The 24,978-nt window shown below is 71.6% G+C and carries 30 protein-coding genes; 17 read left to right on the forward strand and 13 right to left on the reverse strand.

The window, feature by feature from the left end:
- Nucleotides 1–13: 13 nt before the first annotated feature.
- Nucleotides 14–529: a PH domain-containing protein gene (locus tag G7070_RS07335; RefSeq protein WP_166233174.1), complete on the reverse strand. Its 516-nt coding sequence runs from the start codon at nucleotides 527–529 to the stop codon at nucleotides 14–16.
- 104 nt (nucleotides 530–633) lie between these two features.
- Here G7070_RS07335 and G7070_RS07340 point away from each other — a divergent pair, with 104 nt between their 5' ends.
- A complete protein-coding gene (locus G7070_RS07340) occupies nucleotides 634–1,242 on the forward strand; it encodes a hypothetical protein (protein WP_166233176.1) in 609 nt (202 codons plus the stop codon).
- Here G7070_RS07340 and G7070_RS07345 read toward each other — a convergent pair.
- Nucleotides 1,208–1,813, reverse strand: coding sequence for a protein-L-isoaspartate O-methyltransferase family protein (locus G7070_RS07345; RefSeq protein ID WP_166233178.1), 606 nt, complete (start codon nucleotides 1,811–1,813; stop codon nucleotides 1,208–1,210). The genes G7070_RS07340 and G7070_RS07345 overlap by 35 nt on opposite strands.
- 57 nt (nucleotides 1,814–1,870) lie before the next feature.
- Nucleotides 1,871–3,559, reverse strand: coding sequence for a fumarate hydratase (locus G7070_RS07350; RefSeq protein WP_166233180.1), 1,689 nt, complete (start codon nucleotides 3,557–3,559; stop codon nucleotides 1,871–1,873).
- A gap of 137 nt (nucleotides 3,560–3,696) precedes the next feature.
- Here G7070_RS07350 and G7070_RS07355 point away from each other — a divergent pair, with 137 nt between their 5' ends.
- Nucleotides 3,697–4,557: a glycerophosphodiester phosphodiesterase family protein gene (locus G7070_RS07355; protein ID WP_166233182.1), complete on the forward strand. Its 861-nt coding sequence runs from the start codon at nucleotides 3,697–3,699 to the stop codon at nucleotides 4,555–4,557.
- Between the two features lie 218 nt (nucleotides 4,558–4,775).
- On the forward strand, nucleotides 4,776–5,273 hold the full coding sequence (locus G7070_RS07360) for an amino-acid N-acetyltransferase (RefSeq protein ID WP_246227469.1): 498 nt from the start codon (nucleotides 4,776–4,778) through the stop codon (nucleotides 5,271–5,273).
- A 4-nt stretch (nucleotides 5,274–5,277) separates the two neighbouring features.
- Here G7070_RS07360 and G7070_RS07365 read toward each other — a convergent pair whose 3' ends face one another.
- The 3 genes from G7070_RS07365 to G7070_RS07375 are packed head-to-tail and all read right to left on the reverse strand — an operon-like array spanning nucleotide 5,278 to nucleotide 7,681.
- Nucleotides 5,278–5,937 carry a response regulator transcription factor gene (locus tag G7070_RS07365; RefSeq protein WP_166233184.1) on the reverse strand — a complete coding sequence of 220 codons (660 nt, stop codon included), beginning with the start codon at nucleotides 5,935–5,937 and terminating at the stop codon, nucleotides 5,278–5,280.
- A complete protein-coding gene (locus G7070_RS07370; RefSeq protein ID WP_166233186.1) occupies nucleotides 5,934–7,343 on the reverse strand; it encodes a sensor histidine kinase in 1,410 nt (469 codons plus the stop codon). Before G7070_RS07370 ends, G7070_RS07365 begins: the two co-directional genes overlap by 4 nt.
- A gap of 23 nt (nucleotides 7,344–7,366) precedes the next feature.
- Nucleotides 7,367–7,681, reverse strand: a complete 315-nt coding sequence (locus G7070_RS07375; protein ID WP_166233188.1) for a hypothetical protein — start codon at nucleotides 7,679–7,681, stop codon at nucleotides 7,367–7,369.
- A 144-nt stretch (nucleotides 7,682–7,825) separates the two neighbouring features.
- On the opposite strand from G7070_RS07375, the gene G7070_RS07380 reads away from it, so the two are divergent.
- Both G7070_RS07380 and G7070_RS07385 read left to right on the forward strand, forming a co-directional pair.
- Nucleotides 7,826–8,506, forward strand: coding sequence for a DUF4956 domain-containing protein (locus tag G7070_RS07380; RefSeq protein WP_166233190.1), 681 nt, complete (start codon nucleotides 7,826–7,828; stop codon nucleotides 8,504–8,506).
- The gene (locus tag G7070_RS07385; protein WP_166233192.1) at nucleotides 8,503–9,300 is read left to right on the forward strand and encodes a polyphosphate polymerase domain-containing protein; all 798 of its coding nucleotides are present in this window, start codon (nucleotides 8,503–8,505) and stop codon (nucleotides 9,298–9,300) included. The genes G7070_RS07380 and G7070_RS07385 overlap by 4 nt, the downstream gene beginning before the upstream one ends.
- Before the next feature lie 12 nt (nucleotides 9,301–9,312).
- On the opposite strand, the gene G7070_RS17685 is transcribed toward G7070_RS07385, so the two are convergent.
- Together G7070_RS17685 and G7070_RS17690 are read right to left on the reverse strand one after the other, a co-directional pair.
- Nucleotides 9,313–9,858 (reverse strand): GNAT family N-acetyltransferase, encoded by a 546-nt coding sequence (locus G7070_RS17685; protein ID WP_246227480.1) that lies wholly within the window; start codon nucleotides 9,856–9,858, stop codon nucleotides 9,313–9,315.
- Nucleotides 9,855–10,130 carry a GNAT family N-acetyltransferase gene (locus tag G7070_RS17690; RefSeq protein WP_206080004.1) on the reverse strand — a complete coding sequence of 92 codons (276 nt, stop codon included), beginning with the start codon at nucleotides 10,128–10,130 and terminating at the stop codon, nucleotides 9,855–9,857. The genes G7070_RS17685 and G7070_RS17690 overlap by 4 nt, the downstream gene beginning before the upstream one ends.
- Nucleotides 10,131–10,272: 142 nt before the next feature.
- On the opposite strand from G7070_RS17690, the gene G7070_RS18520 reads away from it, so the two are divergent.
- From G7070_RS18520 to G7070_RS07405, 4 genes are read left to right on the forward strand one after another with little or no spacing between them, the layout of a single operon-like run.
- Nucleotides 10,273–10,821: an ABC transporter substrate-binding protein gene (locus G7070_RS18520; protein WP_246227482.1), complete on the forward strand. Its 549-nt coding sequence runs from the start codon at nucleotides 10,273–10,275 to the stop codon at nucleotides 10,819–10,821.
- The gene (locus tag G7070_RS18525; RefSeq protein WP_246227484.1) at nucleotides 10,764–11,477 is read left to right on the forward strand and encodes a type 2 periplasmic-binding domain-containing protein; all 714 of its coding nucleotides are present in this window, start codon (nucleotides 10,764–10,766) and stop codon (nucleotides 11,475–11,477) included. The genes G7070_RS18520 and G7070_RS18525 overlap by 58 nt, the downstream gene beginning before the upstream one ends.
- 4 nt (nucleotides 11,478–11,481) lie before the next feature.
- On the forward strand, nucleotides 11,482–12,399 hold the full coding sequence (locus G7070_RS07400) for a carbohydrate ABC transporter permease (RefSeq protein WP_166233194.1): 918 nt from the start codon (nucleotides 11,482–11,484) through the stop codon (nucleotides 12,397–12,399).
- Nucleotides 12,396–13,223 carry a carbohydrate ABC transporter permease gene (locus tag G7070_RS07405; protein ID WP_166233196.1) on the forward strand — a complete coding sequence of 276 codons (828 nt, stop codon included), beginning with the start codon at nucleotides 12,396–12,398 and terminating at the stop codon, nucleotides 13,221–13,223. Before G7070_RS07400 ends, G7070_RS07405 begins: the two co-directional genes overlap by 4 nt.
- An 87-nt stretch (nucleotides 13,224–13,310) precedes the next feature.
- Here G7070_RS07405 and G7070_RS17695 read toward each other — a convergent pair whose 3' ends face one another.
- From G7070_RS17695 to G7070_RS07415, 3 genes are all read right to left on the reverse strand, one after another.
- Nucleotides 13,311–14,093, reverse strand: a complete 783-nt coding sequence (locus tag G7070_RS17695) for an MFS transporter (protein WP_206080005.1) — start codon at nucleotides 14,091–14,093, stop codon at nucleotides 13,311–13,313.
- Nucleotides 14,072–14,725, reverse strand: a complete 654-nt coding sequence (locus G7070_RS17700) for an MFS transporter (RefSeq protein ID WP_206080006.1) — start codon at nucleotides 14,723–14,725, stop codon at nucleotides 14,072–14,074. The genes G7070_RS17695 and G7070_RS17700 overlap by 22 nt, the downstream gene beginning before the upstream one ends.
- 63 nt (nucleotides 14,726–14,788) lie before the next feature.
- On the reverse strand, nucleotides 14,789–16,036 hold the full coding sequence (locus G7070_RS07415) for an FAD-binding protein (RefSeq protein WP_166233198.1): 1,248 nt from the start codon (nucleotides 16,034–16,036) through the stop codon (nucleotides 14,789–14,791).
- Between the two features lie 108 nt (nucleotides 16,037–16,144).
- On the opposite strand from G7070_RS07415, the gene G7070_RS19195 reads away from it, so the two are divergent.
- Genes G7070_RS19195 through G7070_RS07425 form a run of 3 tightly spaced genes read left to right on the forward strand, consistent with a single transcriptional unit; the run spans nucleotide 16,145 to nucleotide 18,302 of the window.
- Nucleotides 16,145–16,429: an ATP-binding cassette domain-containing protein gene (locus G7070_RS19195; protein WP_206080007.1), complete on the forward strand. Its 285-nt coding sequence runs from the start codon at nucleotides 16,145–16,147 to the stop codon at nucleotides 16,427–16,429.
- Nucleotides 16,429–17,058: an ABC transporter ATP-binding protein gene (locus G7070_RS19200; protein WP_250645997.1), complete on the forward strand. Its 630-nt coding sequence runs from the start codon at nucleotides 16,429–16,431 to the stop codon at nucleotides 17,056–17,058. Before G7070_RS19195 ends, G7070_RS19200 begins: the two co-directional genes overlap by 1 nt.
- On the forward strand, nucleotides 17,055–18,302 hold the full coding sequence (locus tag G7070_RS07425) for an ABC transporter permease (RefSeq protein ID WP_166233200.1): 1,248 nt from the start codon (nucleotides 17,055–17,057) through the stop codon (nucleotides 18,300–18,302). Before G7070_RS19200 ends, G7070_RS07425 begins: the two co-directional genes overlap by 4 nt.
- Nucleotides 18,303–18,378: 76 nt before the next feature.
- Here the strand turns inward: G7070_RS07425 and G7070_RS07430 are convergent, their stop codons facing one another.
- Nucleotides 18,379–18,924, reverse strand: a complete 546-nt coding sequence (locus G7070_RS07430) for a YceI family protein (RefSeq protein ID WP_166233202.1) — start codon at nucleotides 18,922–18,924, stop codon at nucleotides 18,379–18,381.
- A gap of 206 nt (nucleotides 18,925–19,130) precedes the next feature.
- Here G7070_RS07430 and G7070_RS07435 point away from each other — a divergent pair, with 206 nt between their 5' ends.
- The gene (locus G7070_RS07435) at nucleotides 19,131–20,414 is read left to right on the forward strand and encodes a citrate synthase (RefSeq protein ID WP_166233211.1); all 1,284 of its coding nucleotides are present in this window, start codon (nucleotides 19,131–19,133) and stop codon (nucleotides 20,412–20,414) included.
- Between the two features lie 179 nt (nucleotides 20,415–20,593).
- Here G7070_RS07435 and G7070_RS07440 read toward each other — a convergent pair whose 3' ends face one another.
- Entirely contained in the window at nucleotides 20,594–21,130 is a 537-nt protein-coding gene (locus G7070_RS07440) for a GNAT family N-acetyltransferase (protein WP_166233213.1), read from the reverse strand.
- Between the two features lie 83 nt (nucleotides 21,131–21,213).
- Between G7070_RS07440 and G7070_RS07445 the strand changes: the two genes are divergently transcribed.
- From G7070_RS07445 to G7070_RS07460, 4 genes are all read left to right on the forward strand, one after another.
- Nucleotides 21,214–22,488: an aminotransferase-like domain-containing protein gene (locus G7070_RS07445; protein ID WP_206080009.1), complete on the forward strand. Its 1,275-nt coding sequence runs from the start codon at nucleotides 21,214–21,216 to the stop codon at nucleotides 22,486–22,488.
- 8 nt (nucleotides 22,489–22,496) lie between these two features.
- Nucleotides 22,497–23,507 carry a D-alanine--D-alanine ligase family protein gene (locus G7070_RS07450; protein WP_431977939.1) on the forward strand — a complete coding sequence of 337 codons (1,011 nt, stop codon included), beginning with the start codon at nucleotides 22,497–22,499 and terminating at the stop codon, nucleotides 23,505–23,507.
- Complete coding sequence (locus G7070_RS07455; protein WP_166233219.1) at nucleotides 23,504–24,247, forward strand: SURF1 family protein; 744 nt, start codon at nucleotides 23,504–23,506, stop codon at nucleotides 24,245–24,247. Before G7070_RS07450 ends, G7070_RS07455 begins: the two co-directional genes overlap by 4 nt.
- Before the next feature lie 76 nt (nucleotides 24,248–24,323).
- Nucleotides 24,324–24,674, forward strand: a complete 351-nt coding sequence (locus G7070_RS07460; protein ID WP_206080010.1) for a DUF3817 domain-containing protein — start codon at nucleotides 24,324–24,326, stop codon at nucleotides 24,672–24,674.
- Nucleotides 24,675–24,978: the final 304 nt, after the last annotated feature.

The raw sequence follows: 24,978 nt of genomic DNA on the forward strand, positions 1-24,978 counted from the left end.
CCGCAGCGGCGCCTCAGTCCTCCAGGGCGGCGGTGCGGGCGGCGCCGTCGGCGTCCCCGAAGAGCAGTTCGGTCATCACGACGTGGACGCGTTCGACGTCCGGCACGTCGGGCAGCGTGACCGGTGCCTCGGCGGCGGTGGTGAACCGCAGCGTCCCGCAGCCGAGCAGCCGGTCGGTGAGCGAGCGGTCGTAGGTGACGTTGTTGATCCGGCTCAGCGGCAGGTCGTGGCCCGCCTTGTTGAGGATGCCGTGGCGGGTGATCACCCGCCGGTTCGTCAGCGTGTAGGTCGAGGTCCGCCAGCGCAGGTACGGCAGCAGCACGAACGGCACCACCATGATCGCCGCCACCGCCGAGATGCCCCAGCCGATCCACGGCTGCGCCGTCGGGGGCATCAGCGTCCACCCGATGAGCACCGCGAGCAGCAGGGCGAACAGCATGATGCCGGGCAGGATCAGCGCCTTCGGGTGGGTGCGCAGGTGCAGCACGACGGACTCGTCGGCGCCGAGGAGCTTGCGGGGCAATGCCATGCAGCAATGGTGGCACGGCACGAAACGCCGTCCCATCCGGGTCCGCCCGGGGCAGCATCCGCAACCCCCCTCGCGAGGGCCCCACGTCTCGTACCCTGAGGCGTATGGAGGCCCGCAGCTACGTGGAGAACATCGCCAACCGGACGACGATGCGGGGCGTCGTGCACGACATGACCCGCATCCTGATGGTGGCCGCGCTCGTGGCCGGTCCCACCGTGATGCTCGCGACGTCCTTCCACCCGCTGGCCATCATCATCGGGTCGCTGCTCCTGATCCTGGGCGTCGTCCTGATCCGGGACGCCGTCGTCGTGGGGCGCCGGCTCCGGGAGGAGCCCCTCGACCTGGCGTTCGAGCCCGCCCCGGACCGCGGTCCGGTCACGCCCGGCGTGCTGCTCGGCGTCGCCGGCGGCATCGGGCTGTTCGCGGTCGTGCTGCTGCTGGTCGCGTCGGTGATGGGCGACATGTCACTGGGCATCAGCTGGGGCGCCATCGGGCTGGGGCTCGCGCTGGTGATCGCGGCGATGTCGCTGCCGACGTTCGGCGTCCAGAAGAAGAAGTGGGCGGTGCTGTCCCGCGTCCTGGACGCGCACCCCGACCAAATCCCCTACCTGCAGGACGCCCGCCGGCGGTTCCCCCAGGACGCGCCGTTCCCGTTCGAGGCCCCCACCGACGTGGTGGTCATCCCTCCGGAGGCGGCGGCGCGTCGCGGATGAGCGGCACGAAGACGTAGCCGCCGCTGCGCGAGATCGCCGCGCGACGCTCCCCGTCCAGCGCGACCAGGACCATCGCCCCGTCCACCGGGACCACGAGGCGACCGCCGGGCGCGAGCTGGTCGATCAGGTCGGCGGGCAGCTCGTCGGCCATCGCCGAGACGAGGATCCGGTCGAACGGCGCCTCCTCCGGCGCCCCGAGGACGCCGCGGGCCGCGGCCCGGATGCGGGCCCACGGGCGCGCCACGGCGTCCAGGTTCGCGGCGCCCCACCGCACGAGCTCGGGGACGCGCTCCACCCCGAGCACCGCGCCCGTCTCGCCCACCAGGTGAGCCAGCAGGGCCGTGGTCCAGCCGGAGCCCGCGCCGACGTCGAGGACGCGCTGGCCGGGGCGGGCGTCCAGCAGCGTCAGCATCGCCGCCACGGTCCGGGGCTGGCTGTTGGTCTGCCCCCACCCGATGCTCAGGGCGCCGTCGAGCCCGGCGAGCGCCCGCTCGGCCGGCCTCAGGAACCCCGGCCGGGGCGTCTCGTCGAAGGCCCGCGCCACCCGGGCTCGGGCGTCGGCGTCCGTCATGGCCCCAGGCTAGCCCCGGGGTCGGCTCCCGCCGATGCCCCGCGGGAGGCCGGCCGCTCAGCGACGCTGCAGTTGCAGCACCGGCTTGGTGACCTCGGAGAAGAAGTCGTTGCCCTTGTCGTCCACGACGATGAAGGCCGGGAAGTCCTCGACCTCGATCTTCCAGACCGCCTCCATGCCGAGTTCGGGGTACTCCAGCACCTCCACGGCCTTGATGCAGTCCTGCGCCAGCCGGGCGGCGGGCCCGCCGATGGAGCCGAGGTAGAAGCCGCCGTGCGCGTTGCAGGCGTCGGTGACGGCCTTGGAGCGGTTGCCCTTGGCCAGCATCACCTTGGAGCCGCCGGCGGCCTGGAACTGCTCGACGTAGGAGTCCATCCGGCCGGCGGTGGTGGGCCCGAACGAGCCCGACGGCATGCCCGCCGGGGTCTTGGCCGGCCCGGCGTAGTAGACCGGGTGGTCCTTGAGGTACTGCGGCATGTCCTCGCCGGCGTCCAGGCGCTCCTTGATCTTGGCGTGCGCGATGTCGCGCGCCACGACCAGGGTGCCGGTGAGCATGACGCGGGTCTTGACCGGGTGCTTGGTCAGCTCGGCGAGGATCTCGTCCATCGGCTTGCCCAGGTCGATCCGCACCGCGGCGCCCTTGCCGGTGCCGGAGACGCCGTGGGAGTCGTCGTCGAGGTCGGCGTCCACCACGTCGGGCAGGTACTGGCCCGGGTTGGTCTCCAACTGCTCGATGAAGGCGCCCTCGGGGGTGATCTTCGCCAGGCACTGCCGGTCGGCCGAGCAGGATACGGCGATCGCGACCGGGAGCGACGCGCCGTGGCGCGGCAGCCGGATCACGCGGACGTCGTGACAGAAGTACTTGCCGCCGAACTGGGCGCCGATGCCGAAGTCCTGGGTGAGCTTGAGGACCTTCTCCTCCATCTCCAGGTCGCGGAAGCCGTGCGCGGCGATCGAGCCCTCGTTGGGGAGGTCGTCGAGGTACTTCGCGGAGGCGTACTTGGCCGTCTTGAGCGCGAACTCCGCCGACGTGCCGCCCACGACGATCGCGAGGTGGTACGGCGGGCAGGCCGCGGTGCCCAGGGCGCGCAGCTTCTCGTCCAGGAAGGCCATCATGGCCTCCTCGTTGAGCACCGCCTTGGTCTCCTGGAACAGGAAGCTCTTGTTGGCCGAGCCGCCGCCCTTGGCCATGAACAGGAACTTGTAGCCCTCCTCGTGGCCCGGCGCGGTGTCGGCGTACAGCTCGATCTGCGCCGGCAGGTTCGAGCCGGTGTTCCTCTCCTCCCACATGGTGATCGGCGCGTTCTGGCTGTAGCGCAGGTTGAGCTGGGTGTAGGCCTCGTAGATGCCCTTGCTGAGCGCCTTCTCGTCGGGGCCGTCAGTGAGGACGCGCTGGCCGCGCTTGCCCATCACGATCGCGGTGCCGGTGTCCTGGCACATCGGCAGGACGCCGCCGGCGGCGATGTTGGCGTTCTTCAGCAGGTCCAGCGCGACGAACTTGTCGTTCTCCGACGCCTCGGGATCCTCCATGATCGCCCGGAGCTGGGCCAGGTGCGCGGGGCGCAGGTAGTGGGCGATGTCGTGCATCGCCACGGCCGCGAGTTCCTCCAGCACCTCGGGCGCGACCTTCAGGAACGTCGTTCCGTCGGGGCCCTCCACGGTCGTAACACCCTCGGTGGTGACGAGGCGGTAGGTCGTCCCGTCGGGCCCGATGGGCAACATGTCTTCGTAGAGGAAATCGGCCATTTCTCGCTCCTTCTTCGCGGCCGAACCATCGTCCCACAGGGGCACCTACGGTTCAGGCCGCACGGGGAATCTCACCCGGGTAGACTGCCGTGGGTCACGTCATCCACGGACGTATGCCGCTGACAAGGAGAATCGGTTTGTTCGGAGCCACACCTCACGCCGAGACCAACGCGTTGCTGAACCGGCTGACCCAGCACGCGCGCCCGCTCGTCGTCTCCCACGGTGGCGTCGCCGTCGGCGTCGTCTCCAGCAACACCACCCTCGCGGTCCGCGGCGCGCTCCTGTCCGGCGCGGACGCGGTCAAGATCGACGTCTCCAGCAGCATCGACCACATCTTCTACGCGTTCCACGACGGCACCGAGCCGGAGTCGCTGGGAGTGGAGCAGAACATCCAGACCATGTCGGCGGCCACGATCAACGGCCTGTCGTACCAGCACCGCAACCGGCCGGGACGCCCCGCGCGGGTCGAGCGGCTCACGAACGTGCTGACGGCCTTCAAGGGCCGCGAGATGGTGTTCGCCCTCGATCGCTCGTGGTGGCGCTGGCCCACCCTGCTGAAGGTGCTGGACGGCCTGCAGATGGCCGAGCAGTGCCTGCTGAAGGTGCCCGCCTGGGAGTTCGACGCGATCGACAAGCTGCGCGCCCACCGCACCAAGTACCCGGTGCTGGCCATCTGCTCGACGCTGGAGGAACTCCGCGCGCTCCCCCACGACGACGCCGAGGTGAACCTCGTCGGCATCGAACTCATCGCCCTGGACGAGGAGAGCCCCTGGTTCGACGCCGAGGTGCTGGCGGCGCTGCGCCGCCAGGGCCTGCTCACGTGGGTCAACAGCGAGACCATGACCACCGGCGTCCCGCTGTTCGCCGACCACGACGACGAGCGGGCCGTCGCGGAGAGCCCGTCGGCGGCCTGGTCGCGCATCCTCGACCTCGGCGTGGACGCCGTGCAGACCGAGTACCCGTGGCTGCTGCACGACCTGCGGGAACTCCGATCGTGACGCTCACGCCCGAAAGCCCGGCCGGCCCGGACTCACCGCGCCGCCCGCCCCGCTCGGGGCGGCGACCCGCGCCATCCTCGCGGTGGCCGGCATCATCGCCGGCCTGTGCCTGCTGGGCGGCGTGCTGCTGGTGGCGGCGGCCTTCTTCCTCATCTAGGGACCCGCCCGGCCGCCGTCCTCAGGGGCGCGCTCCCGGGGTGGCGTTTAGGCTGTCACAGGTGACGATCAGCATCCGCCCCGCCCGCACCTCCGACGTCCGCGCCATGCAGGACCTCATGACGCCCTACGTGCGCCGCCGCATCGTGCTGGGCAAGGAGACCGTCGCGCTCTACGAGATGATCCAGGAGTTCCTGGTCGCCGAGAGCGAGGGCGAGGTCGTCGGCTTCGGCGCCCTGCACGTGATGTGGGAGGACCTCGGAGAGATCCGCACCCTGGTGGTCAGCCCCGACGCCGGCGGCCAGGGCATCGGCCGCCGCCTCGTCGCCGCCCTGGAGGCGCGCGCCGTCGACCTCGGCCTGTCGCGACTGTTCTGCCTCACGTTCGAGGTGGAGTTCTTCGCCCGCAACGGCTTCGCGCCCATCGGCGAACACGTGGTGGCCCCCGACGTCTACGCCCAACTGGTGCGCAGCCCCGACGAGGGCATCGCCGAGTTCCTCGACCTCGCCCACGTCAAGCCGAACACCCTGGGCAACACCCGGATGCTCAAGCACCTGTGAGCGCTCAGGGCACCATCCGGTAGCCCACCCCGCGCACCGTCTCGATGCGGCGGTCCCCCACCTTGGCGCGCAGGTAGCGCACGTACACGTCGACCACGTTGGAACCCGGGTCGAAGTCGAACCCCCACACCCGGCTGAGCAGCTGCTCGCGACTCAGGACCTGGTCGGGATGCCGCATCAGCGTCTCCAGCAGGCCGAACTCGCGTGCGGTCAGCTCCACCTGCCGCCCAGACGCCTCCGCGCGGCGCGTCCGCAGGTCCAGCGAGAGGTCCCCGCAGCGCAGCACCGTCTCCTCGGGCTTCGCCGCCGCGCGCAGCCGCAGCCGGACGCGGGCCAGCAGTTCGTCGAACGAGAAGGGCTTGCGCATGTAGTCGTCGGCGCCGCCCTCGAGGCCCGCGACGGTGTCGTCGACCTCGCCGCGCGCGGTCAGGATGATGACGGGGATGTCGTGGCCCTCGGCCCGCAGCCGACGCAGCACCGCGAAGCCGTCCAGGTCGGGCAGCCCGATGTCGAGGATCATCAGGTCGAAGTCGCCGCCGCTGGCCAGCGCGTAGGCGGCGATGCCGTCGGTGGCGAGCTCGGTGGTGAACCCGCTGCGACGCAGCCCCTTGTCCAGGAAGGACGCGATGCGCTCCTCGTCCTCGGCGATCAGGATGCGGTTCACAGCGGTGCCTCCTCGGACGGGTCGACCGGCCGCAGCGGCAGGTCGAGGGTGAAGGTCGCGCCCGCCCCGGGCGCGCTGGTCAGGTCGACGTGGCCGTCGTGCGCCTGCGCGATGCTGCTGACGATCGACAGCCCCAGCCCGGTGCCGGTGCGGCGGGCCTCGCCGGCACCACGCGTCCGGCGATCGAAGATGCGCTCGGCGTCCTCGCGGGTCACGCCGGTGCCCTCGTCGCGCACCCACAGCCGCAGCCGGTCGCCCTCGACGAGCGACCCGATCCCGATCGTCTGGCCGGGCCCGGTGTGGGCCGCCGCGTTCGAGATGAGCTGCATCAGGGCCTGCGTGAGCCGTTGCTCGTCGCCCAGGAACGTCGCGTCCGCCACGTGGTCGATCACCCAACGGCGGTCCGCCAGCGGACGCGCCTTCGCCATCACCTCGGCGACCAGGTCGGCCGGGTGGACGCGGTCGAGCCGCACGAACCCGGGCTCCTCGGACTGCGCGAGCACCGACAGGTCGCCCACCAGCCGGTCCATCCGCTCGATCTCGTCGATGACCAGGCCCAGGGTCTCGCGCTGTTCGGCGGGGTCGTCGCCCATCAACTCCAGGTGGCCACGCATGATCGTCAGCGGGGTGCGCAGCTCGTGGCCGACGTCGTGCAGGAACTCGCGCTGCCCCACGAAGGCGGTCTCGAGCCGGTCGAGCATCGCGTTCACGGTGGCGGCGAGCGCGGCCACGTCGTCCTGCCCCGTCACCTCGATGCGTCCCGACAGATCGGACTCGCTGATGGACTGGGCAGTGGTGCGCACCTGCCGGATCGGCGCGAGGATCCGGCCGGCGATGAACCAGTTGGCCAGCGTCGCGAGCACCAGCGCCAGTCCGCCGACCACGGCGAGGATCCAGGTCGCCTCCACGGCGTGCCGGCGCTCGTCGGCGGTGAACTTCGCGATGACGAACGTCGCCGCGCGCGGGTCCGCCGGCACCTCCACCGGCATGGCCGCGACGTAGGCCTGGCCCACGGGGGCGTCGACCATCCGGTCCCGCGGCAGGCGCTCCGCCGCGGCCCAGGCGACCACCTCCGGTTGCAGGTCGAGCCGCGTGGGCGGCTGATACGGGCTGCGCCGGGCGGCCGCGCCGTCGATCACGGTGAAGAAGGTCTCGTCGGCGTCGGGGACGTTGGTGCGCAGGTAGGCGGTCAGCAGGGCGTCCACGTCGGTGTACGCGCTTCCCGTGGCGGGGTCGACCGCCGTGCCGACGTAGGCGCGCAGCTTGGTCGCCTCGTGCCCGAGTTCCTCGGCCACGCGGGCGTCGCCGCGGTTGAACAGGACGGCCGCGACGATGGCCACCGAGCCGGCCAACGCGAGCGCCAGCGAGAAGCTCATCAGCCCCACCAGGCGGGCCCGCGCGCTCACGGGCGGGGAATCGGATCGGGTCATCAGTCGTCCGGGTCGTCCGGGTCGTCGACGCCGTCGTCGTCGCAGTCGTCGTCGTCATCGTCGCCCGCCACGCACACGGACCCGGCGCCCGCCGGCTGAGCCCCGGACGCGGCGGGCGACGGCTCGGTGGCCGTCGGCTCCGGCGTGGGGTTCGTCATGGGCGCGACCGGGGCCGCCGGGGCGCTCGGCGCCACCACGGCCTCGCCCAGCGCCGGGCTCACCGGACGGACGAGCAGGGTGGTCACCGCCCACACCAGGGCGATCGCCAGGGGCACCAGGAGGAGCACCGGCAGGGGGACGCGGAGCTTCGGCATGGTTCCACTGTGCCCGACGCGTCCGCCCGATCGCCCCCCGGAAGGGTGAGAGTCCTCTCATGTGGGTGAGACCACTCTCACCGTGCACTCATGAGCCGCTCACCTCGGCGCACCAGGGTGGAGACACGACCGAGAGGAGCCCCCATGCTCACCCTGACCGCCCTGGTGGCCATCACCACCGACCTGATCGCCGCCGTCGTCCTGGCGGTGGTGCTGTACTACCGCCGGCATCGCCGCCGCGACCTGATGTTCGCCTTCCTCGCGCTCAACGTGGGCGTGCTCGCCGTGGCGACGGCGCTCGGCTCCGCGCAGGGCACGGGGGTGGGGCTCGGCCTGGGCCTGTTCGGCGTGCTCTCGATCATCCGGCTGCGCTCCGACCCCATCAGCCAGGCGGAGGTCGCCTACTACTTCTGCGCCCTCGCGCTGGGCCTGATCGCCGGCCTCGCGCCGGTGGCCTGGTGGCTCACCCCGCTGTTCGCGGCGCTGCTGCTGACCGTCGTCTACGTCGCCGACCACCCGCGCTGGTCGCGCCGGGTCCGCACCCTCACGCTCACCCTCGACGTCGCGGTGCGGGACGCCGACCGCCTGGAGGCCATCGTCGGCCAGGTGGTGAACGGCCGGGTGACGCGCGCGGACGTCCGCGAGCTCGACCTCGTCCGCGACCTGACGCTGGTCGACGTGTGGTTCGAGCCGCACGAGAGCCCCGCCCGCCAGGTTCGCACCCCCGCGTCCCCGTCCCTGCCCGCGCCGTTCCCGCAGCGCACCGCCGCCTCGGTGGAGCAGGCCCGCGGCTGGACGCCGAGCCGGGCGGGGGCCACCCGATGACCGGCGGCGGCCCGCAGGGCCGGGTCGGGCGCGACGGCGCCGCGCTGGCGGGGCTGGCCGCCCCGCTGGCCCCGCTCAGCCTCGCGGAGGTGACCGAGTCCGCCGCGCTCCAGACCCGCGTCGATCGCAAGTACCTGATCCCCACGGCGACGCTCACCCGCCTGGTGGCGGGCCTGGGGCCCGGCCTGGGCGTCCTGGCCATCGACGGGCGCCGGGTCTTCGGCTACGAGTCGATCTACTTCGACACTCCCGACTTCGGCATGTTCCGCGATCACGTGCAGGGCCGCCGGCTCCGCACCAAGGTCCGGACGCGCCGCTACGTCGACTCGGGCCTGACGATGCTCGAGGTCAAGGAGAAGGGCGGGCGCGGGCAGACGGTCAAGCACCGGACGCCGTGGTCGGGCGCCGACCTCGACCGGCTCGTCGGGCGCGACGACGGCCGCGGCTTCGTGGACGCCGTCCTGGCGCCCCGGCACCGTGCCGACGACCTGCGGCCGGCCCTGGTCAGCCGCTACCGCCGCACCACGTTCGTCGACCCGGACGCCGGCCTGCGGCTGACCTGCGACGTCGACCTGTCCTTCGACGGGTCCGGACGCTCGGTGCAGGTGCCGGCGGGCCGCGTCCTGGTCGAGACGAAGTCGGCCACGGGGCGCAGCGAGGCCGACCGGCTGCTGCACCGGCTCGGGCAGCGCGAGATCCCGATCAGCAAGTACTGCGCGGGCGTGGCGCTGACCGCCGGGCTGCCCGCGAACCGCTGGCACCGGACGCTGACCCGCTACCTGGCGGCCGCCTGACCCGGCGGCGGCCTACAACGGGGGCTCGGAGCCCAGCGGCAGGGCGGCCAGCGCGGCGAGCGCGTGGTCGTCGACCCGCTGCACGGTCCACTCGTCCATCGCGAACGCGCCCAGCGAGCGGTAGAAGTCCAGCGACGGGGTGTTCCAGTCCAGCACCGTCCACTCGAAGCGGGAGTAGCCGCGCTCGATGGCCAGGCGGGCCAGCGTGATGAGCAGGTCGCGCCCGAAGCCGCGGCCGCGGTGCTCGGGCTCGATGAACAGGTCCTCCAGGTACAGGCCGTTGCGCCCGGTCCAGGTGGAGTAGTTCAGGAACCACAGCGCCATCCCCACGACCCGGCCGTCCTCCTCGACCACGTGGCCGAAGACGCTGGGGTGGTCGCCGAACATCACCCGCGTCAGGTCGTCGGGGACCGCCACGACGGCGTCCGGCTCCTTCTCGTACTCGGCCAGCGCGCAGATCAGGCGGTGCAGGTCGGGGACGTCGCCGGGCTCCGCGAGCCGGATGCGCACGGCCGAGTCGCCCGGTCGGTCCACCGCCGGGCTCGACTCCGCGCTCACGCGACCAGGTCCTGGTACTCGGGGTGCCGGGCGATCCAGCCCGCCACGTACGGGCACTCGGGCACGATCGTGACGCCCTCCGCGCGCGCCTCGTCCAGGGCGGCCCGGACGAGTTCGCCGGCCAGACCGCGGCCCTCGAACGCCTTCGCCACCTCGGTGTGGGGCAGCACCCACACGCCGTCGCCGGCTTCGTAATCGAGCTGACCGGCCATTTCGCCGTCGACCCAGACCTCGAACCGGTTCTCCTCGGGATTCCTCAACACGTCGGCCATGGGTCCAACCTAGCCCGTGACCACGCCCGTTAGCGTCTGCGTCAACCTCGTCCGTTTCAACTAAACTCCGCCGCATGGCACTCACTCGACGCACCCTGTTCGCGGTGGGCGGCGGCCTCGCCGCCACGACCGCGCTCGCCGCGTGCGGCTCCAACACCGGCCGCACCCCGCCCCCACCGCCGGTGGGGACACCTCCAAGCCGACGATCTCCAGCTGGTACCACCAGTACGGCGAGGACGGCGTCGAGTCGGCACTGCGCACCTGGGCCGGCGAGTACCCCAGCGCGAAGGTCGACGTGAACTGGGTGATGTCGGACTACGAGAAGGCCCTGTCGGCGGCGCTGCTCACGCCCACGGCCCCCGACGTGTTCGAGAACGCCAACGGCCCGACCCTGGACATGATCAAGTCCGGCCAGGTCACCGACCTCACCGACGTGGTGGGCTCGGCCCGGGCGCAGTTCACCCCGCCGGTGCTGGCGCGGATGACCTACCAGGACAAGATCTGGGCGGTCCCGCAGACCGTCGACATGCAGCTGCTCTACTACCGCAAGTCGGCGCTCGCCGCGAAGGGCCTGCAGCCCCCACCACGCTCGAGGAGCTCACCCACGTCGCCAACAGCGTCGCGACCCCCGAGATGGGCGGCTTCTTCGCCGGCCAGGACGGCGGCATCGGCGTGCTGGGGCTGCTCCTGATGTGGGCCGCCGGGCTGAGCGAGATGAACCCCGAGTTCACCAAGGCCACCTTCAACGACCCGGCGCTGTACGCGTCGGTGGCCGAGTTCAAGAAGCTGTTCGACTCCCCCGGCATGGTGAAGTCCGCCTCCGCCGACTGGTCGGACGCCTCCCCCTTCATCAACGGCGAGACCGCGATGCAGTGGGGCGGCCTGTGGGACCTGACCAAGGTGACCGCGGCGCACGGCGACGACGTCGGCGTACTGCCCTTCCCGGGCTCCGGCGCGACCGGCAAGCAGGTCGTGCCGTTCGGCGCGTTCAGCGCCTGCGTCTCGGCCAAGAGCGCCAACGTCACCGTCGCGAAGAACTTCGTCAAGTGGCTGTGGGTCGACTCCGACGACAAGCAGGTCGAGTTCAGCGACGCGTTCGGCGTCCACATCCCCGCCAAGCCGGCCCTCTACGACAAGGCGACCAAGGTGGCCTCGGGCCCGGGCGCGGACGCCGCGGCGTTCGTCACCGATCTCGGCCGCTCCAACGCCCTGTTCTGGACGTCGGCCTCCGGCGAGGCGTACTCCACGGCCCTGTCGAACGTGGTGAAGAACGGCGCCGATCCCGCGGCCGAGTTCACCGCGGCGTCCGACAAGGTGGACGCCGAGCTCAAGCGCGTCAACGGCTAGCCCCGTGCCCGGCCCGCGCGCGGGCACGACGCTCGCCCGCAGCAACCGGCGGTGGTTCTGGGTCTTCGTGGCCCCGTTCCTCGTCGGTCTGCTGGTGTTCGTGTACGTCCCCCTGCTGTGGAGCCTGGCGCTGTCGCTGTTCGACGCCCGCAACACCGTCACGCCGACGCGGTTCGTCGGGCTGGACAACTACGCCTACCTGCTCAGCGACCGGCTGTTCCTGTCCTCGCTGGGCACGTTCATCGTGTTCGCGCTGTTCATCGTGCCGGTCACGTTCGCGTGCTCGCTCGCGCTGGCCCTGCTGCTGCAGCGGATCACGGTGCTGCGGGCGTTCTTCCGGTCGGTGTTCTTCATCCCCACCGCGGTCAGCTACGTCATCGCCGCGATGGTGTGGCGGATGTCGTTCTTCAACGGGGCCCGATTCGGGCTGGTGAACACGCTGCTGGTCGCCGTGGGACAGCAGCCCGTGAACTGGCTCGGCGGGGAGAACGACTGGTACTGGTTCGTCCTGGTGTCGCTGCGGCTGTGGCTGCAGGTCGGCTTCTACATGATCCTGTTCATCGCCGGGCTGAACCAGATCGACCCCCAGCTCTACGAGGCGGCGGCGCTCGACGGCGCGGGCGCCTGGAAGCGGTTCTGGTACGTCACGTTCCCGCTTCTGCGGCCCACGGCCGTCGCGGTCTCGATGCTGCTGCTGTTCAACGCCTTCCAGGCCTTCGACGAGTTCTACAACACCCTCAATACCGCGGGCGGCTACCCGCCGTACGCCCGGCCGCCGCTGGTGTACCTGTACCTGATCACGTTCGGCGGCGGCAGCCAGGACCTCGGCGTCGGCTCGGCCGGCACCATGATCCTCACCCTGGTGATCCTGGTGTTCTCGTTCCTGCAGAACCGGCTGCTCGCGATCGGGGCGGACAAGTGAAGCCCCGCCGCAGCGGCCAGGTCGCCGCCTACGTCGCGGCGTCGCTGCTCGCGGCGCTGTTCCTGCTGCCGTTCTACATCATCGTCCGCAACGCGTTCTCCACCCAGCAGGCGATCGTGTCGCCGCGCTGGCGCTGGTGGCCGGACGCCGTGGACGGCTCGACGCTGGCGTCCGTGCTGGGGAACCCGAACCTGGGGATCGTGCCCGCGCTGGTGAACTCGGCCGTCGTGTCGGTCGCCCAGACCGCGCTGACGGTCGTGATCTCCCTGATGGCCGGCTACGCGCTGGCGCGCTGGCGGACGCGGGCGTCCAAGGTGGTGCTCGGGCTGACGGTGTTCACCCTGATGGTCCCCGCGATGGTGACGTTCATCCCCACGTTCGTCATGGTCAGCTCGCTGGGCTGGATCAGCAGCTACCGCGGCCTGGTGGTCCCGGTGATCTTCTCGGCGTTCGCCACGTTCATGTTCCGGCAGGGCTTCCTGGACTTCCCGCGCGAGCTCGAGGAGGCCGCCGCGATCGACGGCGCGAACACGTGGACGACGTTCTGGCGCATCGTCGTCCCCAACGCGATGGGCACGGTGGCGGCCGTGGGCACGATCACCTTCATCGGCGCCTGGAACGCCTTCCTGTGGCCGCTGCTGATCGCGCAGGACCCGCAGATGCGCACCATCCAGGTGGTGCTGAGCCAGTTCATGACCAGCCAGGGGACGCGCTACCCCGAGATGTTCACCGGCGCGCTGATCGGCATCGTCCCGGCGCTGCTCGTCTTCGTCTTCCTGCAGCGCTGGCTGGTCCAGGGCGTGGAGCAGTCTGGCCTGAAGTGAGCCCGCCCGGGTGGGAATCTCCCGGCCCGGTGCCGCCGACGCGCCGCCGCTCCACGGCGGGGGCCCACCCGCGGCGTCCGGCTGGAGTCAGGGCCGAGCATCGGACGCGGCCCCGCCGGGCGTGCCGGGGCCGGGCAGCCCGAACCAGCTGATCACCCCGCCCAGACCCAGCGCCGCCGCGCACCACAGCATGGCCGCGTGGTGGGCGGCGGTCAGCGCCACCGGGTCCGCGTAGGCGCGGCCGCTCAGCCCCACGACCGCGGGGAGCGCCGCGACGGCCAGCAGCGACCCGGCGCGCGCGACCGCGTTGTTGACCCCGCTCGCCGTGCCGGACATCGTCTGGGGCGCGGCCGCGAGCACCGTCGCGGTGAGCGGCGCCACCAGCAGCGCCAGCCCCAGCGCGAACAGCGTCAGGCCCGGCAGGACGCCCCGCACGTAGGTGGTGCCCGGCCCGATCCCGGACAGCAGCGCGACCCCCACCGCGCACAGCAGCGGGCCGACCGTCATGGGGATCCGGGGCCCGATCCGCTGCGAGAGCGCGCCGGCCCGGGACGAGAGCAGCATCAGCGCCAGCGTCACCGGGAGCGTCGCGACGCCGGCGATCAGCGGCGACCAGCCGACCGAGATCTGCAGTTGCAGCGCCAGCATGAAGAAGACGGCGCCCATGGCCCCGTAGACCAGGAACGTCATGAGGTTCGACGTCGTGAACGTGCGGTCGGAGAAGAGCCGCAGCGGCACCAGCGGCGTCGCCGCCGCGCGCTGCCGCAGGACGAAGCCGACGGCCGCGGCGACGCCGATCCCGCCCGCGATCCAGCTCTCGCCGCCGCCCGCCGCGGTCAGGGCGTACGTCACGGCGGCCAGCGCCACCACCGACAGCAGCGCGCCGGCCAGGTCGAACCGCTCCCCGCCTCGGGGTTGGACGACTCGGGCGCGAACTTCAGGCAGACGACGATCACGACGACGCACAGCGGCACGTTGAGCCAGAAGATCGACGGCCAGCCCGCGTGCTCCAGCAGCCAGCCGCCCACGAACGGGCCCACCGCCGACGCGATCCCCGAGACCCCCGACCACGTCCCGATGGCCGCGGCGCGGTCCTCGGGGGCGAACCCCGCCTGGATGATCGCCAGGGCGCCCGGGGTCACCAGCGCCGCCCCGACTCCCTGCAGGATGCGGAAGGCGATCAGCCAGCCCACCCCCGGCGCCAGGGCGCACAGCGCCGACCCGACCGCGAAGACCACCATGCCCGCGAGGTAGACCCGGCGCCGCCCCAGCCGGTCGCCGAGCGCTCCCCCGACGAGCACGAGCGACGCCAGCGCCACCAGGTAGCCGTTCACGACCCATTGCAGGGCGTCGAGCTCGGCGTTCAGGTCGTCCCCGATGGTCTTCAGGGCGATGTTCACCACCGAGCCGTCCAGGATGCTGATGCCCGAGCCGAGGGTGAGCGCGGCGAGCGTCAGGCGTCCCGCCCGCTCGGAGCGCCGCAGCGGTGCCGGGGTGGTCATGGGCCCATCGTCTCTCCGCTGGCGCCCGCGCACCATCCCCGCGGACGCCTCGGGGCGGTCCCGTCAGCGGGGCTCGCGCAGCCCGACCCGGATCACGTGGTCGTTGACGAAGCGTCCGGCCGGGTCGACGCGCTCGAACACCGCCCTGGCGTCGGCCAGCCGGGGCACGACCCGCTCCAGCCCCGGCCGGTCGAACAGGTGCAGCTTGCCCCAGTGCGGCCGGGCGGCGTACGGCTCCAGCGCCGCCTCGACGCCCACCAGGGCCGCCCGCACGGCGGCGTCCCGGTTCTGCCAGGTGAAGTGGAGGGCGACGCTGTCCCGCTCGTACGCGGGGCTGAGCCACAGCCCGTCGGCGGCCGCGGTGCGGATCTCGCTCACGATGAGGTGCTCGCGGAACCCGTCGGCGACCGCCCGGACGGCCGCGAGCGCGGCCGGGGCGTCGGCGCGCGCGACGAAGTACTCCGATTGCAACTCGCCGCCCCACGAGGGTTCGGCGTCCGCCCGGAAGTGCGGCACCCGCAGGTACCAGGGCCCGGCGACGCCGAGTCGGGTGATGTTGTCGCCGCTGCCGATCGGGGAGACCGCGTCCGGGGACCGGCGGGCGTCCAGCACCGCGTCGGGGACCGGCGACGTCTCGTCCGCGACCCGGCGCTTCACCCACAGCTGGCCCGCGCCGTCGGCCTCCCAGCGCGTGAACAGCGAGACGCTCTCGGCGAACGAGGTCACCGCGTCCAGGTCGGTCAGTAGCGCGTCCCAGCTGAGCCCGTGGTACACGTCCTGCCGCACCAGGTGGCGCGGCACCACGTCGAGCGTCAGGTCGGTCACGACGCCGAACGCGCCGACCCCGACGGCCAGGGCGGCGAAGTCGGCGTCGCCGCGCGCGACCTCGTGCAGGATCCCGTCCGCGTCCAGGAAGCGCAGCGAGCGGACCGCCGTCGTCAGGACGCCCAGGCGGTCCCCCGAGCCGTGGGTGGCGGTCTGCGTGGCCCCGCCGACGTTGATGTGCGGCAGCGAACCCATGTTGTGCAGGGCCCGGCCCGCGGCGTCGAGGTCCTCGACGATCGCGGCGTACCGGGTGCCGGCGGTGACCAGCGCGGTGCCCGCGTCCGGATCGATGATCGCCGGCGCCTCCGTTCCGGTGACGTCGATGAGGGTGCCCGCGGTGTCCGGGAGGTCGGTGAAGGAGTGCCGGGTGCCGAGCGCGTGCACGGGGCCCGGACGCCGCAGCACGGCCCTGATCTCCCCCACGTCGCGGACCCGCACCAGCGCCGGCGCCGTGTACCGGTGCGATCCCGCCCAGTTCTGCTCCATGCCGGTCCCTTCCTCCGAGGTGGCACGACCCTAGCGGCACGTCCGGGCGCCGCGCCGCCGTGACTGCGGCCCTGGGTCGGCGGCGGGAGGGGGTGGTTGGATGGACGCATGACCGCCCCAGTGATCGACGTGCGCGATTTCACCATGACCTTCGGCGAGAAGGACGTGGTCCACGACCTGTCCTTCGAGGTGGCCCGCGGCGAGACCTTCGGGCTGCTCGGGAGCAACGGCTCCGGCAAGACCACGACGCTACGGGCGCTGCTGGGCATCTACACCCCCACCGCCGGCGACCTGCTCGTCAACGGCCGCCGGTTCGACCCGGCCGACAACAACTCGCTGGGGTACCTGCCCGAGGAGCGGGGCTGTACCGCAAGGAGAAGGTCATCGACGTGATGACCTACTTCGGCCAGCTCAAGGGGATGAGCCGCGGCGCGGCCACGCTGTGGTCGATGGCGTTCCTGCAGCGCGTCGGCCTGGGCGACCACGCCCGCGTCCGGCTGGACAAGCTGTCGGGCGGCCAGCAACAGAAGGTGCAGGTCGGCGTCACGGTCATGAACAACCCCGACATCATCATCCTCGACGAGCCCACCAAGGGCTTCGACCCCGTCAACCGCCGGCTGCTGCTCGACATCGTCGAGGACCAGCGCCGCGCCGGGGCCACGATCGTGATGATCACCCACCAGATGGAGGAGGTCGAGCGGCTCTGCGACCGCGTCCTGCTGCTCAAGGACGGCCGCTCGGAGGCCTACGGCACGATCGAGCAGGTCCGCGAGGCGTACGGCGGCCACGTGGTCCGGCTGCAGTACTCCGGCGAACTGCCGCCGCCCCGGGGCTGGGTCGTCACCACGCAGGAGCGCAACTACGCCGAACTCCGGCTCGCGGACGGCGTCGACGACCAGGCCGTGCTGCGCGACCTGCTGGACGCCGGCGTCGTCGTCCAGCGGTTCGACGCCACCAGCGCGAGCATGGAGCAGGTGTTCCTGACCATCTACGGGCACGCCCCCGAGGAGGCCGCCGCATGAACGCCCACAACTTCGGCACCGTCCTGGCGTTCGAGCTGCGCCGGACGCTGCTGCGCCCGGTCTACTGGCTCACCACCCTGAGCGTCCCCGTCCTGATGATCGCCATCATGGCGCTCACGATCTTCAGCAACTCCTCGGCGGCCAGCCAGGCGGAGTCCGCCGCCGAGGGCGTCACCTTCGCCTACGCGGACGCCTCCGGCATCATCGTCCCCGAGGTCGCCGCCCGCCTCGGCGGAACCCCCGCGCCGGATCCGGCCGCCGCCGCGCAGGCGGTGCGCGACGGCTCCTCCGACGCGTTCATCTCGGTCCCCGCGGACCCGACGGCCGAGCCCGTCAGCGTGGTCGCCCGCGACGACGGCCTGTTCAACTCCGGGCACTGGGGCGCGCTCGGCGAGCGGCTCGTCCAGGAGTCGGCCGCCGCCCGGATCGGGGACCCCCGGCTGGCCTCCCTCACCCGCAGCGTCCCCGTGACCCTGGAGCTGTGGAAGGACGGCCGGCTCAGCCCCGGGGTCGCGGGCGCGATCCTGCCCGGCTTCTTCCTCGTCCTGCTGTACGCGGCGATCCTGATGCTGGGCCAGCAGATGCTCAACATCACCGTGGAGGAGAAGGAGAACCGGGTCACGGAGATGATCCTGACCACGATCAAACCCAGCGTGCTGATCCTGGCCAAGGTGGTGGCCGTCATCATCGCCGGGGTCGTCCAGGTCGCGGTCTTCATGATCCCGGCGCTGGTGTGGCTGGGGGTGACCGGGGGCGCGGGGATCCCCAGCGGGCCGTCCGGGGCGGGCGCGGCGCTGCCGAGTACGCTCGTCGTGGACCCCGGGGCGATCGCGATCGCCGCCCTGCTGTTCGTGGGCGGCTTCAGCCTGTTCACCGCCCTGCTGGTGACCGTGGGCGCGATGATGCCGACCGTCAAGGACGCGAGTTCGGCGTTCGCCGCGGTGATCCTGCTCATGTTCCTGCCGCTGTACATGCTGCAGGTCATCGCGAGCGATCCGTCGGCCGTGGTCACGCAGGTGCTCACGTACTTCCCGATCACCGCGCCCATCACGGCCCAGATCCGGAACGCCACCGGGACGCTGAGCCTCCCCGAGGCCCTGATCGCGATCGTCGTGCTGTACGTCAGCGCGGGCGTCCTGTTGTGGCTGGCCGTCCGGTTGTTCGGGCAGGGGTCGATCTCCTACAACAGCCGGCTGCGGTTCTCAGCGCTGCGCGACGCGGTGCGCGGCCGCAAGACGGCCTGAGAGCACACGCACGAGGGGCCCGGTCGTGACGACCGGGCCCCTCGTGGTGTCGGCGGCGGGGTGCGCCGCTGCGCGATCAGGCCTGCTTGATGGCCGAGACCTCGAACTCGAGGACGACCTTGTCGGCGACCAGGAAGCCGCCGGTCTCCAGGGCGGCGTTCCAGGTGAGGCCGAAGTCGGAGCGCTTGATCTCGGTCGAGCCCTCGAAGCCGACGCGGGTGTTGCCGAAGGGGTCCTTGGCCTCGCCGGTGAACTCGAAGGGGACGGTGACGGGCTTGGTGACGCCGTGCACGGTCAGGTCGCCGGTCACCGAGACGGTCTCGCCGTCGACGACGAAGTCGGTGCCGGTGAAGGTGATCGTCGGGAACTTCTCGACGTCCAGGAAGTCGGCGGAGCGGACGTGGGCGTCGCGGTCGGCGTTGCGGGTGTCGAGGCTGGCGGCCTGGATCGTGACCTGCAGCGTGGAGGACTCCGGGTTCGCGCCGTCGACCGTCGCGCTGCCCTCGAACTGGCCGAAGGAACCGCGCACCTTGGTGATCATCGCGTGACGGGTCACGAAGCCGATCTCGGTGTGGGCGGGGTCGAGGACGAAGGTGCCCTTGAGCTCGTTGAGCTGGGTCATGGTGGGTGTCTCCTTGTTGGGTGTGGACGCCACCAGCGGGGTGGGGGCGTCCGGCGTGCGGTACGTCTCCAGGTTACGTCGTGATAGTTGAAGTGTCAACTAACACTTCGCCCGGTTTGGCCCTGGCTTCCCGCAGGCCTGTAGTGTGACGCGTGACTAGGACACGGTCTCTAGCTGACTACGACACGGTCTCAAGGAGGAGCTCTATGCCGGATCCCGCAACCCTGACCACGGGTGAGGAGAACCTGGAGTTGCCGTTCGTTGAAGCCACTCAGGGCAACAACGGATATGACATCAGCAAGCTTTTGGCGAAGACGGGTGACACCACCTTCGACATCGGCTTCGCCAACACGGCGGTCTGCAAGTCCGCCATCACGTACATCGACGGAGACGCCGGCGTCCTGCAGTACCGGGGTTACCCGATCGAGCAGCTCGCCGAGAAGTCCACCTTCCTGGAGACCTCGTACCTGGTGCTCTACGGGGAGCTGCCCACCACGGAGCAGCTCGCCGACTTCACCGAGAAGATCTCCCGCCACATGGTGATCGACGAGCGGCTGCGCGAGCTGTTCCGCATCTTCCCGCGCAAGTCGCACCCGATGCCGGTGCTGTCGGCCGCCATCACGGCGCTGTCGACGTTCTCGCGCGACACGATCGGCTTCGAGCCCGACACGATCGAGGCCGCCACCCACCAGCTGATGGCCAAGGTGCCGACGCTGGCGGCGTACTCGTTCAAGAACTCGACCGGCACCCCGACGCTGTTCCCGGACTACTCGTTGTCCTACATCGAGAACTTCATCCGGATGTCGTTCGGGACCGTCACCGAGCCCTACCAGTTCGACGACACGATCACCCGTGCCCTCGACGTGCTGCTGATCCTGCACGCCGACCACGAGCAGAACTGCTCGACCTCCACGGTCCGCCTCGTCGGCAGCTCGCAGGCCAACCTGTACGCGTCGGTTTCCGCCGGCGTCCACGCCCTGTCCGGCCCGCTGCACGGCGGCGCCAACCAGGCCGTCCTGGAGATGCTCAAGCAGATCCGCGACGACGGCGTGACGGTGCAGGACTACCTCGACAAGGTCAAGAACAAGTCCGACCACACCAAGCTGATGGGCTTCGGCCACCGGATCTACAAGAACTACGATCCGCGCGCCGCCATCATCAAGAAGCACGCGGACGCCATCCTCAAGGCGCGCGGCGGCTCCGACCAGCTCCTGGACATCGCCCTGGAGCTCGAGGAGGCGGCGCTGAGCGACGACTACTTCGTCGAGCGCAAGCTGTACCCGAACGTCGACTTCTACACCGGCCTGATCTACCAGGCCATGGGGTTCCCGGTCGACATGTTCACGGTGCTGTTCGCCCTGGGCCGCCTGCCCGGCTGGATCGCGCAGTGGCGCGAGATGGTCGCCGACCCGACCAACAAGATCGGGCGCCCGCGCCAGATCTACGTCGGTCACACCAAGCGCGACTACGTTCCGATGAACGAGCGCTGACCCGCAGCACACGCGAGGGCCCGGACGAGCGCTCGTCCGGGCCCTTCGCCATGCCCGACCGAGATCCGCGTCCCGGGCGGCCTTCGGTCATCGGGTTCGGAGGGTCGGTGCCCGGACGCGCCGGATGTCGCGGCGCCTCGGCGGATGCTCGGGTCCGTACCCGTCGCCCGGCGCGCGGCTCAGTGCGGGGAGGAGGGCGAGGGCGGCACGCCGCGCGTGGTGCGCCCCGCGGGTGCCGGGCGGCGGCCGTCCAGCAGCCGCCCCATCAGCGCGGACGCCGACCGCACCGCCTGCTTCACCCGGGCCGTGCGCCGCAGGTCCAGCCGCCACTGGACGCCGGGCACCGACTCCGTGAACCCCAGCGCACTCAGGAACCGCGCGGGGAGGTGCCGGCAGTCCGACGGCCCGTGCGTGCCGCCCGCGACGAGGTAGCGCAGCCGCCGCGTCCCGACGACCACCGCGGCGGCCCGCTGGACGAGCTGGCTGCCCACCAGCTCCCCCACGTCGTCGGGCCGCACCCACAGCTGGGTGATGACGACCGAGGCGACCGGGTAGAGGCCGCCCAGCTGGTCGGCGGGGCTGCAGGTGGCCAGCCCGATGACCTCGCCGTCGCGCACGACCTTGAAGCCGAACGCCGAACGAGGGGCGGGACGGCCGCACCACGGACACCGCAGTGTGGCCAGGTCGTTGCTGTCCACCGCGACGAGCGACCGCATCGCGCACCTCCTTTGGACCCGTCCCGTCCAAGTGGGAGACTGGGCGGGTGAGCTCTCTCGAACCGTCCCACCGCGATACGCGGATGGATCCGTACATCGACCAGTATGCAGACCGCACGGGGTCCATGACCGTGTCCGCAGTCCGAGCTCTCTTCTCCGTCGCCAACCGACCCGAGGTGGTCTCGCTGGCCGGCGGCATGCCCAACATCACCGACCTGCCGCTGGGCAGGCTGGGCGACTCGTTCGACAAGCTGGTGCAGACCAAGGGCGTCCAGGCCATGCAGTACGGGTCGGGCCAGGGCGAACCGTTCATGCGCGAGAAGGTCGTCGACGTCATGGCCGAGGAGCAGATCCGCGCCAACTCCGACGACGTCGTCATCACGTGCGGCTCGCAGCAGGCGCTCGACCTGGTCACGCGCATCTTCATCAACCCCGGCGACGTCGTGCTGTGCGAGGCGCCGAGCTACGTCGGCGCCCTGGGCACCTTCAACGCCTACCAGGCCGAGATCCACCACGTCGCCATGGACGAGCACGGGCTCGTGCCCTCCGCCGTGAAGGAGGCCGTCACCACGCTGCGCGCCGCGGGCAAGAGGGTGAAGTTCCTCTACACGATCCCGAACTTCAACAACCCCACGGGCATCCAGCAGCCGCTCGAGCGCCGCAGGGAACTGCTCGCCGTCGCCCACGAGCTCGACCTGCTCGTCGTCGAGGACAACCCCTACGGCCTGCTCACCATCGAGGGCGAGCCGCTGCCCGCGCTGCGCTCGATGGACCCCGACGTCATCTACCTGGGCTCGTTCTCCAAGACCTTCGCGCCCGGCTTCCGCATCGGCTGGGTGCTCGCGCCGCACGCGGTGCGCGAGCGGCTCGTGATCGCCCAGGAGGCGGCCGTGCTCAGCCCGCCGGTGTTCAGCCAGTTCGCCATCACCGACTACCTGGACAACTTCGACTGGCGCGGCCAGATCGTCGCGTTCCGGGACATGTACCGCGCCCGCCGCGACGCGATGCTGCAGGGCCTGTCGGACCACATGCCGGCCGCGGCGACGTGGACGCGTCCCACCGGCGGCTTCTTCGTGTGGCTCACGCTGCCCGAGGGCCTCGACTCCCAGGCGCTGCTCGCCCGCGCGGTGAGCGAGCGGGTCGCCTACGTCCCCGGCAACGCCTTCTACGCCGACGGCTTCGGCAGCCGCAACATGCGGCTGTCCTACTGCTTCCCCACGCCCGAACGGATCTACGAGGGCACCCGCCGGCTCGGCAAGGTGATCCGCGACGAGCTGGAGATGCGGGCGACCTTCGGGCTGCCCGCCACCGAGGTGCCCCACACGCAGGTCGGCGGCCCGGCCCCGGACCTGAGCTGAACGAGAGGATTTCCGTGTCGAACAACGTCATCGTCCTGGCAGGCGGCCTCTCCCATGAGCGGGACGTCTCGCTGCGCTCGGGACGCCGCGTCGCCCAGGCCCTGCGCGACAGCGGCCACAACGTGATCGAGGCCGACGTCAACGCGACGCTGCTGGAGACCCTGGCCTCGGTCGAGGATCCGGTCGTCTTCCCCGTGCTGCACGGCGGCGCCGGCGAGGACGGCGCGCTGCGCGAGGTGCTCGATCTGCTCGGCGTCCCCTACGTGGGCTCCAACGGACCGGCGTCCCGGGTGGCGTTCGACAAGGCCGTGAGCACCCCCATCGTCACGTACGCCGGCATCGCCACCCCCGCCCAGTCGGCGCTCCCCCACGGCATGTTCCGCGAGCTCGGCGCCGCGAACCTGGTGGACGCCCTGGCCGCGAAGATCGGCTTCCCGATGATGGTGAAGCCCGCCCGCAGCGGCTCCGCGCTCGGCAGCGCCAAGGTCGAGGACGCCGCGGGCCTCCCCTCGGCCGTCGTGGGGGCGTTCTCCTACGGCGACATCGCGATCGTGGCCGAGTTCATCGAGGGCACCGAGGTCGCCGTGTCGGTCATCGACACCGGCGACGGCCCGCAGGCGCTGCCCGCGGTCGAGATCCGGCCCAGCTCCGGCGTCTACGACTACACGGCGCGCTACACGGCCGGCGCGACCCGGTTCCTCTCCCCCGCCCCGATGGACGCCGACGTCGCCGCCGCCTGCGCGGAGATGGCGCTGACCGCCCACCGCGTCCTGGGGCTGCGGGACCTGTCCCGCACCGACATGATCGTGCGCGACGGCGTCCCCTACTTCCTGGAGGTGAACGTCGCCCCGGGCATGACCGAGACGTCGCTGCTGCCGCTGGCGATCGAGGCGTCCAGCGCGACGTTCTCCGAGGTGTGCGCCCGCCTGGTCGAGGCCGCCCGGACCCGGGCCGCCGCCGGTGTGGCGGAACCGGCGCCGCAGATCGCCACCGACGACCCGGAGGACGCTCCTGCATGAACACCCGCGCGAAGCAGGTCGGGCTGGTCACCCTCGGCGCCGTCGTGGCGGCCGTGATGATCTTCCTCGGCCTGTGGCAGATGCAGGTGTTCGTCGACAAGGGCAACCGGTCGGTGGAGGATCGCGCGGCGCAGCCGCCAGTGCCCCTCGCCGAGCACATCGCCACGACGGGTGAGATGGGCGACATCTACGGCAAGCAGGTCACCTTCACCGGTACCTTCCTGCCCGAGCAGGAGGTCCTGATCCCCACCGGGGACGGGCGGCGCGTCCTCACGGCGCTCGAGTTGACGGACGGCCGCGTCCTGCCCGTGGTGCGGGGGCTGGCCCCCGGCGAGGCCACGTTCGCCGAGCCTCCGGCCGGCACGGTGACCGAGACCGGATTGTTCCTGCCCGGCGAGGGCGACCCTGACGGGGTCGTGCCCGACGGCGTCCTGCGGACGGTGCGGATGCCGCTGCTGGCCCAGCAGTGGCCCCAGCAGCTCGTGTCGGGGTTCGTGACCCTCAACGCCGAGGAGTCCGCGGCCCAGGGGCTCGAGCACGCCCCGGTGACGCTGCCCGGCGGCGAGGGCTCGGCCCAGAACGGCGGGTACGCGTTGCAGTGGTGGGTGTTCGCGGCGTTCGCGCTCGGGATGTCCATCAAACTCGCGCATACCCTGGGTGTGCAGGATCGCAGGCGTGAAGAGGGAGAGCTCGCCGCTCCCCCGGCGCCCGCGCCGACCAAGGAGGACCAGACCGCATGAGCATGTCGCTGGACAACGCACCGCTGGAGCCCGAGGACGTCCCCGGCATCAAGGGGCGCTGCTGCGCTACCGGGTGATGGCCTGGATCGTCGGCGTCCTGCTGGTGGTGCTCGTCCTGGTCGGGATGCCGCTGAAGTACTTCGGCGACAACGACGCCGTCGTGGTGGCGACCGGCGTGCCGCACGGCTGGCTCTACATGGTGCTGCTGATCACCGCCTACGACCTCGGACGCCGCGTCAAGTGGCCCTGGGGCCGGCTGATCCTGATCGCGCTGGGCGGCACGGTGCCGTTCATGTCGTTCGTGGCCGAGCACTACGCCACCAAGGACGTGAAGACCCGCCTCGCCGCCGTGGAGACCGCCCAGGCCCAGGCGCCCGCCCCCGACGTGGTGCCCGCCCCGACGACGAGCGCTGACGCACCGCCCTGATCCTGGGAGCCGGCTTCACCGCGTTCTCCGAGCGCGGACGCGTCCCTGTGATCGCCCCTCGCGGCAAGCCGGCGCAATGACCCTCGTGGTGGTGAGCGCAGAGGCACCGGTTCCGCGCCGCTCCGCGCCGGCGTCCCGGCCGACGGCCAGATCGGGGACGGGAGGCGTCTGAACCGCGTGCCCCGCAGGGTCCCGCCATCGTGCCGAGAGGTGCCTCGATGCTCCGGGGTCGTGGTTCGGCATGCGCGGTGTCAGGCCTGCCTCTCCGGCCACGGCCCCGATCCCTCGGGTGAGGCCCTGACGG

Origin of the sequence: Propioniciclava coleopterorum (genome assembly GCF_011393335.1) — a bacterium.
Lineage (GTDB): Bacteria > Actinomycetota > Actinomycetes > Propionibacteriales > Propionibacteriaceae > Propioniciclava > Propioniciclava coleopterorum.